Here is a 12,411-nt window from a genome sequence, read left to right on the forward strand (position 1 = left end):
TGCCAAAAAGTTGTTCGATTCTTGTCTGGATTAAGCTTTAATTAACTTCTCATTCAGTTGCGGTTCATCGGCAATGATTATAAATAAGGCCATGAAATGATGCGGTGCAGACTAAAATGTGACTGACACAGAGATTGAAACCGCAGTGAAGTTCAGAGTTTGAGGAGTGCTATGGTGAATATGAAAAAAACCGGATTTGGCAGCCTTGTTATGATTGCAGGCATTCTGGCCGGATCAGCATCTGCTTTGGCAGCATCCGTCCTGAACAGCGACAGCACAGCACAGACGCTTGTGGTGACGGAAGGTTCTTCCAAGCAGCAGGTGACAGTGCAGCCCGGTGAAACAGTATCAATCTGCCCGAGCGGCTGTTTTGTGACCTTTCCGAACGGCGACCGCGAGGCGCTGACGGGCAATGAGGCCATCACAATTCTCAATGGCGGCGGTACGCATAAATAACCGCTTCAAAGCGACTGATTTTTTTAAAGCCGCAATGGTCACAACCGTTGCGGCTTTTTCTTATGCTTAAAGCAGCAATCCTTGTTTTGACATTGCCTGTGCGGGTGAATTTACACTGCGGAGAGGTCGCGTCGCGGCGCTTTTCGGCTGTGTCGCAAACAGACCTTACAAGTCACTGAACTGACAGCATAGTAAGCGCAATCTGCTTTGAAACACCGGAAGAATGGTGCGCCTCAAGGCGGGAGATTTGCGCCCTGCCACGTTATGACCGCACCGGATAAAGGGGCTGAAATAACAGGCTGTATCAGAATGTTGCAGTGCCGGACCGCTTCAGAACAAGACGCGGCATTGCCGGTTCAGAGGATGAAGTTTCATGAAGACCCATGCCCGTGCGGTGGTTATTGGTGGCGGTGTGGTAGGCGTGTCAACGCTCTATCATCTGGCGAAGAAAGGCTGGGCAGATTCTGTGCTGATCGAGCGCAAAGAACTGACCTCCGGCTCGACATGGCATGCGGCGGGGCTTTTGCCTCTGTTCAATCTGAGCTATTCGGTCGGGCAGATTCACAAATATTCCGTCAAATTCTATCAGGAACTGGAAAAAGAGACCGGTCTGAATGTCGGTTTCAGTAAGTGCACCAATATTCGCCTGGCGCGTACCAAAGACCGCTGGGACGAATATATGTATTATGCCGGTGTGGCGAAGACCATTGGTGTACCGGTGAATATTCTGACGCCGGAACAGGTCAAAGAAGTATGGCCGCTGGCGGAAACGGACGGTATTCTCGGCGCGATCCAGCATCCGGATGACGGTTATATCCAACCGGCCGATCTCACGCAGGCGCTGGCAAAAGGTGCCCGTGATATGGGCGCTACGATTTACCGTTACACCACTGTGACCGGTATTGAACAATTGCCGGACGGCAAATGGCTGGTGAAAACTGACAAGGGCGATATTACCGCTGATCACGTTGTGTCCGCTTCCGGCAGCTTCGCTGCAAAAACCGGCAAGATGGTCGGCTTGACTGTGCCGGTTGTGCCGGTCGAGCATCAATATATTGTCACCGAGCCGCATCCGGCAATCATGGAGCGCAAATCCAAAGGCTTGCCGGAAATGGGCGTGCTGCGCGAGAGCGACAGCTCGTGGTATATGCGTGAGGAAAATGGCGGGTTGTTGCTCGGGCCTTATGAAATCGGTGCGCCGGTCTGTTATCAGGACGGCCCGTCTGACGAGAGCGAATATGAGCTGTTTCAGGAAGATCTCGAACGCCTGATGCCATATATTGAAACCGCAATTGCGCGTGTGCCTGCCTTTGGCGAAGTGGGGATCAAGAAAGTTTATAATGGTGCGATTGCCTATACGCCGGATGGTAATCCGATTATCGGCCCTGCACCGGGGTTGCAGAATTTCTGGCTCAATGAAGGCCATTCTTTTGGTGTGACTGCTGCGGGCGGTGCCGGCTGGCAGCTGGCCGAATGGATTGTCGAGGGCGAACCATCCATTGATATGATGGGTGTGGATCCGCGCCGTTTCGGCCCTTATGTGACTGAAGGCTATCTCAAGGAAAAAGCGGAAGAAGCCTATGCTGATGTTTTCACGGTGCATTATCCTGATGAGGAACGCACGGCTGCGCGTCCGCTGAAGCGTTCGCCGTCCTATGACCGCCAGAAGGCCTTGGGCGGTGTGTTCGGTTCCGTCTATGGTTGGGAGCGTGCCAACTGGTTTGCACCGGAGGGCTATGGCATTGATGTTGCATCGCTGGATAAGCCGGATGTGCTGCTGAACCATAATCATCCGGAGCCGGATGCCAATGGTAAGGTTCAGGAACTCTGGTCGTTCCGCCGCTCGAATTATTTCGAGCATGTCGGCAATGAAGTGAAGAATGTCACCAATAATGTCGGCCTGCTGGATATGTCACCCTTCGCTAAGATGGAAGTGACCGGTTCCGGTGCGCGCCAGTGGCTGGAAAGCATTCTCGCCAATCGTGTGCCGAAGAAACAAGGCCGCGTGGCACTGAGCCATATGCTGACACCGCAGGGTGGTGTGCAGAGCGAATTCACCGTCTATGAGTGGAAACCAGGAAGTTTCTATCTGGTGTCTGCCGGTGCCTATGAGAATATCGATCATGATTATCTCTATAAGCTGGCGCCAAAAGACGGTTCGGTTATTCTGCGTCCGATCACCCAGAAATATGGTGTGCTGGTTCTTGCGGGGCCGAATAGCCGTAAAGTTTTGCAGAAACTGACCCGCACCAGCCTGTCTAATGAAGACTTTCCTTGGCTGACAGGTAAGGAAATCAGTGTCGGCACTGCAACTGCCCATGCATTGCGCGTCAACTTTGTTGGCGAGCTGGGCTGGGAACTGCATCATCCGATTGAACAGCAGAACACGATCTATGATCTGGTGATGGAAGCCGGTGCTGAATTTGGTATCAAGCCGTTTGGCATCCGCGCCATGCTGTCGATGGGCATTGAAAAATCCTATCGTCTGATCCCGCGCGAAATGTCGGTGGAATATAATGCCTTTGAATCCGGTCTGGATCGCTTTGTTCACCCGAATAAAGGCGAGTTTATTGGCCGTGATGCAGCTGTGGCTGCCCGCGAAAAAGGCTTGCGCTGGAATTTTGTGACGCTGGAAATTCACGGTGTTGAGGATGCCGATGCCCGTGGTTCCGAGGCGATTTACAAAGACGGCAAGCTGGTTGGCCGCGCCACCAATGGCGGCTTTGCATGGCGTCTCAATAAGAGCATTGCACTGGCAATGGTAAAGCCGGAACATGCTGCAATCGGGACGGAACTGGAAATTAATATTCTCGGCAAAAACTATAAGGCGACGATCGTACCGGAATCGCCGTTTGATCCTGAGAATGAACGTCTGAGAGCTTAAAACTCTCAGTCATTGCAAAGACAAAATCACCGGCATTTCCTTTGAGATGCTGGTGATTTTTTATGTATTGAGCGCACAATAAAAAGGCCGGTAAAACCGGCCTTTGCAGTGTTCTTAAGCAGCAATCAGCTGTTTTCTGTCGGCGCGTTCCTGCTGCGGTGAACGACCGTAAAGTTCGCGATAGCATTTTGAGAAATGCGAGGCGGAGACAAAGCCGCAGGCTACAGCCACCTCAACCACCGGCATAGAAGACTGGATCAGCAGATGGCGGGCGCGGTCAAGACGGATTTCCAGATAATAGCGGGCAGGGGAACGCCCCATTTCCTGACGGAACAGGCGTTCAATCTGGCGGCGGGACAGGCCAACATTACCGGCAACATCCAGCAGTGACAGAGGTTCTGTAAGGCAGCCTTCCATCATTTCAATGATTGAGAGTACCTTGGAGTTCTGTACGCCGAGACGGGCACGCAATGGCAGGCGCTGGCGGTCATGCGGTTTGCGCACGCGGTCAGTCAGCGCCTGTTCGCAGATGCTGTTGACCAGATTTTCATCAAAATCATCGCCGATCAGTTTCAGCATCATATCCAGTGCCGCTGTGCCGCCTGCACAGGTGTAGAGATTGCTGTCGATCTCAAACAGATCCGCATAGACCTCAGCCTTCGGAAAGGTTTCAGAAAAGCCTGGCAGATTTTCCCAATGAATGGCGCAGCGTTTGCCGGAGAGCAATCCGGCCGATGCCAGAATATGAGCGCCGGTGCACAGTCCGCCAACGGAAATGCCGCGATTATAGGATTCACGGAGCCATGCCAGTGCAGATTTATTCTGATAATTTTCGACATGAACGCCTGAACAGACAAATACCATGCTGGGGCGGTTCTCGCCGATAAGATTGCGGCGTTCATCATCCAGTGATGTGTTTGCAGCAATTTCAATATCGCTGGATGCCATGACAGGTTTACCGTCTGCGGAGGCCAGCCGCCAGCGATAGGCTTCAAAACCGAGCATACGATTGGCAATGCGCAATGGCTCAATCGCCGTGGCAAAAGCAATCATAGAAAAATTCGGCACCAGAAAAAAGACAATAGACCGCTTAAGCCGTGCTTTATCATTCATGGCCATGTTCCCGCATTTTCAGAGCTGTCATGTCGTAAAACAAGATGCTCAATTATTAATTTGTGCAGGTCAGATCGGGCCAGAGAAGAGCCGGGTTTATCCTTTAAGGTGCTTTTCCCGTAAAACACTCTCTGTTTTGTCTGAACCGCTTTGTATAGTTTGATCTCTGACAGGCCGGTTTTCTGTCCCACACAGACGGCGCAATCAGGATATCGGTATTGAGACATATTCTTTGGTCTTAGGGAAGTGCGGCCAAATGCCTGTCGCGAAATGGTAATTTTGTATCGAAAAATGGCGTGCAGACGCAAATTTTTTGTAATCTTAGAATTGGTGTAAAATGAAATTATGTCGCGAACGCTATATTGTTTGCGTCTCTTGATATTGTGCAAGGCACAGCCGGTAAGGCGCTCAATTATTTCCTGAATTATGTTTTAGTGATGCAACCAGAAAGGGGCGTTCCGCGTTCCTTGTCATGAAACTGTTCGTTTTCTGTCAGGAGTGATGCGGTTTTCTAAGGTTATTCTTTGGGAAAACGCCCCGTAACTGACAGGCGATCAGGTTTTGGCTCATGATTTGGGAGATATCTTGATGAAAACTTCTGTATTCGCCCCGCTTGTTATTGTTATCTGTGCGCTGTCGCTGGCCGCTTGTGCCAATACGGTGCGCGGTGTCGGTAAGGACGTGAAAGACACTGGCCGTGCTGTTCAGCAGACCATTGAGTAAATAAGCGCATCTGAGACTTTAAAAGCCTGCATTGAGCTATCAATGCAGGCTTTTGCTATTTACGCGTCTAAAGTTTAACGGCGTATCATCGCAGCCATAACCGAACTGACAGAGGTCTGGCCGATGATGATGCCTTTTTCGCAGCACACATTGACCTGTTCAGTTTTTTCATCCACGAGTTTGCGCATTGCCTCTTCCAGCAGCGTATCAAAACGGATTACCGGCAGATTGGTGTCCGCACCTTGCGGGGGTGTCATAATCGTATCCACACGGATAACCCGCCCGCGATTGACCTCCTGCACAAAGCTTTCAATATAAGCATCTGCCGGATGAAGCACGATATCCTGACCTGTGCCTTGCTGAATAATTTCACCGTCACGTAGAATGGCAATCCGGTCACCCAGCCGCAAAGCCTCATCCAGATCATGCGTGATAAATACAATGGTCTTTTTGATCTCTTTTTGCAGATCGAGCAGCACAGATTGCATATCCACGCGGATCAGCGGATCAAGCGCGGAAAAAGCCTCATCCATCAGCAGGATCGGTGCATCATTGGTCAGCGCACGGGCAAGTCCCACGCGCTGCTGCATACCGCCGGACAGCTGGTTCGGATATTTCTCCTCAAAGCCTTTCAGGCCGACGCGTTCAATCCAGCGATGGGCTTCCTCCAGCTGTCGGGTACGCGGCACGCCCTGAATTTCCAGTCCGTAGACGGTGTTTTCCAAAACTGTGCGATGCGGCAACAGGGCAAATTTCTGAAACACCATCGCCGTTTTGTGCCGCCGGAATGCGCGCAATTGCGCAGGCGACATGGTGACCACATCTTCATCACCGACCAGAAGTTCACCGCTGGTCGGGTCAATCAACCGGTTAATATGGCGGATAAGGGTGGACTTTCCAGAGCCGGACAAGCCCATCACCACCTGAATACAACCCGCAGGCATATCAATATTAATGTCGCGCAGCCCCAGAATATGACCATGCTTGTCATTCAGTTCTGCTTTGGTCATGCCTTCTCTGACAAGCTGCACATAGGCTTTCGGATCATGACCGAAGATCTTGTAGAGATTGCGGATGGAGATGCCGGCTGCAGGTGTCTCAGCCGTCGATACAGACGGATTATTGGCCATGCGTGATCTCCAAATGTTTCTGCAACCGTGCGCCATAGGCCTGACTGATGCGGTCAAAAATAATGGCAATACCGACAATGGCCATGCCGTTGAAAATACCCAAAGTGAAATACTGGTTGGAAATAGCTTTAAGCACCGGCTGTCCCAGCCCCTGCACGCCGATCATCGAGGCAATCACCACCATGGCCAGCGCCATCATGATTGTCTGGTTGATACCCGCCATAATAGTTGGCAGCGCCAGCGGTAGCTGTACATTTTTGAGTTTTTGCCACGGGGATGAGCCGAAAGCATCTGCCGCCTCCAGCACGTCACGGTCAACCTGCCGGATACCGAGATTGGTCAGGCGGATAATCGGCGGAATGGCATAGATAACCACGGCAATCAGCCCCGGTACGCGGCCGATACCAAGCAGCATCACTACCGGAATGAGATAAACAAAGCTTGGCATGGTCTGCATAATATCCAGCACAGGGCTGATGACACTTTGCAGGCGGTTGGATTTGGCCATCAGAATGCCGGTCGGGATGCCGACGAGAATGGCGATAACCGTACAGACAAAAATCATCGAGATTGTCTTCATCGTATCATCCCACATGCCGAGATAGCCGATGATAAACAAAGTGATGACAGAGCCGATGGTGATTTTGATGCTGCGGCTGGAGAACCATGCGATTGCGGCAATGAGCAATAATATGACCGGCCATGGTGTGCCTGTCATAAAGCGTTCTGCCTGAATCAGAAAATATTGCAGCGGGTTGAAAAAGCCCTCAATGGCATCCCCGTAGGCACGGGTGAAGCTGCGGAATGTCTCGTCAATGGCTTTTTTGAGATTGGTAAGTGTCGCATTGTCGAGATTGGGAAAGCGGTACAGCCAGTCCATGAAGCGTCTGTTCTCCGATTTGCAACTCATTCAATTTTTTAAACACTCCCTGTCCGGCATGATGAGGCCGGACAGGGATTTTTGAAGAGGCTTTGTTACTGATAAAAATCAGTGACTAGAGCGGTTTACATCCAGATTGGATCATAGCGCTCGCTCTAGATTCTTTTCATTGTCGATGTTCGCGGTAGCTCAAATGAATTCATTTGAGCGCGACATGCTCTAAGGATCAGATCGCAGCTTTCACTTTTTCCGCCACATCTGCCGGAACCCACTTCGTCCACATATCTTCCTGTGTTTTCAGGAAGTAAACGGCAGCCTGTTCACCGGTTGCCTGATTGTCGGTCATCCATGCGAGCAGCTTGTTCAGCGTTTCATTCGACCATGACCGGTTTTTCAGATAATCGAGGGCAGGGCCTGCACGATCAGAGAATTTCTTGGTGACCAGTGTTTGTACGCGATCTTTCGGCCAGCCGTTTTTCTTCGGATCTGGACAGTCGAGCACGGTGTTGCAGCGTTTCCATTCGGCTTCATCAATGTCATAGCCGGTTTTCAGCATGACCATTTCATATTTGCCGAGCAGGGCAGTTGGTGCCCAATAGAAGGCAGCAATCGGCTCTTTGCGCTCATTGGCTTTGGCGATAGCGCCGTCCAGACCTGCTGCGGATCCGGTATCAATCAGATTGAAACCGGCTTTTTCAAATTCAAAAGCCTTGTAGAACTGGCTGGTAACAACCGTGCCGCCCCAACCCGGTGCACCATTATAAATAGCGCCCTTGGACGGATTTTCCGGATCAGGAAACAGATCAGGATGTTTCAGCAAATCGTCGAAGGTTTTAATGTCAGGGTTTTTGTCGGCAATATATTTTGGAATCCACCAGCCCTGTTCACCGCCATCGGGCAGGGACTCGGACACGGCAATAATTTTGCCGTCATCAAAACCTTTTTTAACAATATCGGGCAGCAGATCGACCCAGCCTTCCGGAGCAATATCCGGCTGACCTTTTTCTACCATGGATGTGATGGTCGGTACTGTATCGCCGACAACGATTTCCGCATTGCAGCCATAGCCTGCGGTGAGAATGATTTTATCAAGATTGGAAAGCAGTTCTGCGGACTGCCAGTTCATATTGGAAATGGTGACTTCACCGCATTCGGCAGCTTGTGCAGACACAGACATCATACCGGAAGCCGTCAAAAGACCGGCGGCCAGAATAGTTGAAGCAAAGAGCCTCTTCATATGTGTTCTCCTATTCCCCGTGGTACCGGTTGTTATCTGTCTTCCGGTGGTACCGGTGCCGGAGACAGTTAATTTTTTATAATGATATGCAATATTCTAAGCAGCAAACTGTGCGGCTTCACAACGACGATCTGTAACGAATTAGCGACATTCCTATTTAAAGAGTGAAAAACTTTGCTGCGGTCAGTTGTTTTATGGCAGAAGAGAAATGGAGTGCTTCAGTTTTAAAAATGTGACTTATTTTGTCATGAAGATTTTGTGGGTAATATTTAGTTTGGTGTAAAATCAGATAAAAATAGTGATATTATACTTTGAGAGATTTTAAGTATCACTTTGATAGTAAAGAGGTTTTTGGGTGGCGTATACAGCCTGTGCTACAGGCGCGAAAAAACTCGCTCTGGCATAATAGGCGGGGCAGATTTCTCAGAATTTGGAGCTGGGAAAATACAGGTGCAGGCTTGGCTGCGGCTGCGCATAGAGAGCAGATACGGCAAAAACCGCGCTATCGCTTTTAAGCTTGCGCGGTGATTGCCAAAATACGCTTGGCTTATCTGCCTCACTCAACGCGGCAGATAAAATACAACTCCGGTACGCAATACCTGATCCGGAGCGGGAGACATAAATGTCTCTTATCCACTCTTTTAAACACACATCGTTACCGTTCGGTTATCAAGAGTTTAACGGGTGGTAAATATGCAATTTTTTTTGATTGTTTTTCTCTCGGGATGCAGATTATTTCTATTGTGCAATACATTAAATAATGGGCTGCGTGACCATTATTGTTAGTAGCATCTGAAAACTCAGAAGATTATTTACAAGAAACGCAGAAGATAAAGTTAAGGAACAGACAATGACGGAAAGCTGGCAATTCTGGGCGCTGGTATCAGCTGCATTTGCGGCACTGACAGCAATTTTTGCCAAGCTGGGTATTGCCGGAATTAATTCGGATTTTGCGACCTTTATCCGTACATTGGTGATTATCGCAGCCTTGTGCCTGTTTCTCACAATCAGCGGGCAGTGGCAGAAAACATCTGATATTTCGGCCAAGAGCTGGTTGTTTCTGGTTCTGTCAGGACTGGCAACCGGTGCGTCATGGATCGCTTATTTTCGTGCGCTTAAAATCGGGGATGCCGCGCGGGTTGCGCCGGTAGACAAGCTCTCAATCATTATGGTGGCAATTTTCGGCGTGGTTTTTCTCGACGAAAAGCTCTCCGCGATAAACTGGGCCGGTGTGGTGATGATCGCAGGCGGCGTTATTCTGCTGACCTTAAAAGTTTAAAACCCGATCCAGAGACGCAGCGGATTGCTTGGCTCCATCAGCAGGCGGATTGTCAGCAGGATACAAGTGATAATCAGCAATGGCTTGATGAGGCCTGCGCCGACGCGCATTGCCAGATGGGCACCCGCTGTTGCGCCGAACATTTGGGCGACACCCATCACCAGACCGATTTTCCAGTTAATCGCACCGAAGGCCAAAAAGGTCAGGAAGCTGCCGAAATTAGAGGCAAAGTTGAGCAATTTTGTGTGGGCGGTTGCTTTGAGCAGGCCATAGCCTGCCAGAGACACAAAGCACAGCATGAAGAATGAACCGGTGCCGGGGCCAAACAAGCCGTCATAAAAACCGATCAGCGGCACGATGGTTACGCCGAAGAGGAACGGCTTCATACGCTGAACGCGGCTGACATCGCCTGCATTGGGTTTCAGGGCGAAGTAAATGGCGATAGCGATCAACAGAATTGGCAGCAAGCCATAGAGAAAATCACCCGGAATATAAGTGGCCAGCAGGGCACCAAGCACAGCACCGAGACCGGACATTAAAGCTTGCGGCAATTGCTCTTTGATATTGACATGGCCTTTGCGCGCATAGGACAGGGTTGCGGAAGATGAGCCGAACAGCGATTGCAACTTGTTGGTGCCCAGTGCCTCAACAGGGGGAATACCGGCCAGCATCAGCGCCGGGACGGTAATCATACCACCGCCACCTGCAATAGCGTCAATAAAACCGGCAATAAAACCGGCGAGAGCGAGCAGCAAAAGCAGGGAATCAATGGAGGCGGTCATAGACGCGAACATGGGGGAACCGTTCAGAACTGTGCAGCGGGTCTTGCGGAGAGGGGCAAAGCAGGCGGCGGGCTTTTATGTTGGGAGCAATTCATAAAGACTGCCGGATAGAGGTGCAAGATGGGACAGAACAATAACGGAATTGTTTACTTAGAGCGCCGTGCGCCTGTTTGGGCGCACACAGGTCGCTCTAACACCTTTAAAGCAGAGCATAATTCTACCTTAAACTGATCCAGGTTTAAGAAATTATGCTCGATGCTTGTCTTATTTCCAAAGAGTTGCAAGGCAGGGCTTGTCATTTGGCCGCAGTCTTGCCAACACTGCATTTCTTAAAAGACTTGCGTTTTTCGGGGACGATGATGAGTGAAACGATTTTTGAGCGTATCAGCGCTTATCTGAGCAAGAAGACTGCTGTGCAGCGCCTGTCGGAGGATCCGGCTCTGGTCTCCGAATTGCTGCTGCTGGTGCGGTTGGTTTTTGCTGACGGACAGAAAAATCAGGCTGAAATGAATGCATTATTGCGCATCATGCAGCATGATTTTGATATCAAGCCGGAAGAACTGCCTGAAGTGGCAGATTATCTGAAAACCTTCTCCTATGAGACGACCAGTACGCAGGCTGCCGCTTTGTTCAGTGAAATGGTGCCGGAACGCCGTCAGTCGCTTGTCGGACATCTGCTGACCATTGCAAAAGCGGATAATGAAATTCATCCGGCGGAAAGTGCATTGATTGCCCGTGTGGTTGAGCAGCTGAATGTTACACCGGAAGAACTGTTTGAACGCCGCCAGAACAGCGGACAGGTTGAAGATTAAGCACACTCACTCAAGCGGGGTAATCAACAAAGAAAGAGCGCGCCCCGACCGGCGCGCTTTTTATTTATTCTCCGCTCAAACTCCAGCACGAGAACAGGTCATTTTCTCTCGGTGCAGCATGATAAACTCCGCGTGCCACAGCGCGTGCCATGGTTGAAGCCGCAGCGGCACAAAGATCAATGAAATCTTCAACCGAGGGTTCAATACCGCTGGCACCGGTGGCGAGTGCAAAGATCAGATCACCGTCAAAAGGTGTATGTGCAGGCCAGATCGCGCGGGAGTAACCGTCATGAGCAGCAATTGCCAGACGCTTGGCCTGCGCTTTTGTTAGAACCGCATCGGTGGCAATGGTGCCGATGGTGGTGTTGGCTGCAGGTGGCAGTGCAGCGCCGTTGTCACGGAATTTTATGCGCAGGTCTGTTGCATTTGCAGGCATAGGTGAGGGGTAACCAATCCCGCCGAATTCATTATCCTGCTCAAATGGTGCAGCCCAGAAGTGCTTTGTATCGCCGACAGTGACAGAGCCGACAGCATTGACGGCAACCAGTGCGCCCATGGTCATGCCATTCGGCAGTCTGTGAGAGGCGGAGCCAAGCCCGCCTTTGAAACCGGCGACCAGAGCACCGGCACCGGCACCATAACTGCCGAGTTCAAATTCTTCTGCCGCATTTTCCGCTGCCAGATAGCCAAGCTCGCGATAGGGCGGGTAACGCCCCCAGTCTTTATTGCCGCCATTATGCATGTCAAAAAGAATGGCAGAGGGGACAATTGGAATATAATGCCCTGCCGCTTCAAAACCGATTTTTCTCTCGCGCAAGTAAGCCTGCACACCGGAAGCGGAATCGAGACCGAATGCCGAACCGCCGGAAAGCACAATCGCATTCACGCTTTGCACGGTATTATGGGGCTCCAGCAGATCGGTTTCCCGTGCTCCGGGCGCACCGCCGAGCACTTGCACCGCAGCGGTGGTTTCACGGTCACAGAGAATAGTTGTGACGCCGGTTTTGATATGCTCGTCCTGCGCATTGCCAACCCGCAGCCCCGCCACATCGGTAATCAGATTTCGCGGGCCGGAAACAGTGGTGTTGTGGCTGTGGCTCAGCGGCTTTGTCATT

General features: G+C 50.9%; 11 protein-coding genes. 5 read left to right on the forward strand and 6 right to left on the reverse strand.

The window, feature by feature from the left end:
- The first annotated feature begins 171 nt into the window (after positions 1 to 171).
- Positions 172 to 456 carry a hypothetical protein gene (locus tag JNC80_RS06040; RefSeq protein WP_022709852.1) on the forward strand — a complete coding sequence of 95 codons (285 nt, stop codon included), beginning with the start codon at positions 172 to 174 and terminating at the stop codon, positions 454 to 456.
- Positions 457 to 829: 373 nt separating this feature from the next.
- On the forward strand, positions 830 to 3,340 hold the full coding sequence (locus tag JNC80_RS06045) for a GcvT family protein (protein WP_376709787.1): 2,511 nt from the start codon (positions 830 to 832) through the stop codon (positions 3,338 to 3,340).
- Positions 3,341 to 3,454: 114 nt separating this feature from the next.
- Here JNC80_RS06045 and JNC80_RS06050 read toward each other — a convergent pair whose 3' ends face one another.
- On the reverse strand, positions 3,455 to 4,453 hold the full coding sequence (locus tag JNC80_RS06050; protein WP_022709850.1) for a GlxA family transcriptional regulator: 999 nt from the start codon (positions 4,451 to 4,453) through the stop codon (positions 3,455 to 3,457).
- A 588-nt stretch (positions 4,454 to 5,041) separates the two neighbouring features.
- Here JNC80_RS06050 and JNC80_RS06055 point away from each other — a divergent pair.
- Positions 5,042 to 5,176 carry an entericidin A/B family lipoprotein gene (locus tag JNC80_RS06055; RefSeq protein ID WP_075656425.1) on the forward strand — a complete coding sequence of 45 codons (135 nt, stop codon included), beginning with the start codon at positions 5,042 to 5,044 and terminating at the stop codon, positions 5,174 to 5,176.
- 74 nt (positions 5,177 to 5,250) lie between these two features.
- On the opposite strand, the gene JNC80_RS06060 is transcribed toward JNC80_RS06055, so the two are convergent.
- The 3 genes from JNC80_RS06060 to JNC80_RS06070 form a co-directional block, all read right to left on the reverse strand.
- Positions 5,251 to 6,306 carry a quaternary amine ABC transporter ATP-binding protein gene (locus tag JNC80_RS06060; protein WP_376709789.1) on the reverse strand — a complete coding sequence of 352 codons (1,056 nt, stop codon included), beginning with the start codon at positions 6,304 to 6,306 and terminating at the stop codon, positions 5,251 to 5,253.
- The gene (locus tag JNC80_RS06065) at positions 6,296 to 7,186 is read right to left on the reverse strand and encodes an ABC transporter permease (protein ID WP_075656271.1); all 891 of its coding nucleotides are present in this window, start codon (positions 7,184 to 7,186) and stop codon (positions 6,296 to 6,298) included. Before JNC80_RS06065 ends, JNC80_RS06060 begins: the two co-directional genes overlap by 11 nt.
- 226 nt (positions 7,187 to 7,412) lie before the next feature.
- A complete protein-coding gene (locus JNC80_RS06070; RefSeq protein ID WP_376709790.1) occupies positions 7,413 to 8,423 on the reverse strand; it encodes an ABC transporter substrate-binding protein in 1,011 nt (336 codons plus the stop codon).
- A gap of 850 nt (positions 8,424 to 9,273) precedes the next feature.
- On the opposite strand from JNC80_RS06070, the gene JNC80_RS06075 reads away from it, so the two are divergent.
- Entirely contained in the window at positions 9,274 to 9,702 is a 429-nt protein-coding gene (locus JNC80_RS06075; protein ID WP_376709791.1) for an EamA family transporter, read from the forward strand.
- Here JNC80_RS06075 and JNC80_RS06080 read toward each other — a convergent pair.
- Positions 9,699 to 10,484, reverse strand: coding sequence for a TSUP family transporter (locus JNC80_RS06080; protein ID WP_075656427.1), 786 nt, complete (start codon positions 10,482 to 10,484; stop codon positions 9,699 to 9,701). The genes JNC80_RS06075 and JNC80_RS06080 overlap by 4 nt on opposite strands.
- Before the next feature lie 359 nt (positions 10,485 to 10,843).
- Between JNC80_RS06080 and JNC80_RS06085 the strand changes: the two genes are divergently transcribed.
- Positions 10,844 to 11,296, forward strand: coding sequence for a tellurite resistance TerB family protein (locus tag JNC80_RS06085; protein WP_075656273.1), 453 nt, complete (start codon positions 10,844 to 10,846; stop codon positions 11,294 to 11,296).
- Between the two features lie 64 nt (positions 11,297 to 11,360).
- On the opposite strand, the gene JNC80_RS06090 is transcribed toward JNC80_RS06085, so the two are convergent.
- Positions 11,361 to 12,410, reverse strand: a complete 1,050-nt coding sequence (locus JNC80_RS06090; RefSeq protein ID WP_376709792.1) for a P1 family peptidase — start codon at positions 12,408 to 12,410, stop codon at positions 11,361 to 11,363.
- Between the last annotated feature and the right edge of the window lies 1 nt (position 12,411).

Source organism: Pseudochrobactrum lubricantis (genome assembly GCF_041929865.1).
In the GTDB taxonomy this organism is placed as follows: domain Bacteria; phylum Pseudomonadota; class Alphaproteobacteria; order Rhizobiales; family Rhizobiaceae; genus Pseudochrobactrum; species Pseudochrobactrum saccharolyticum.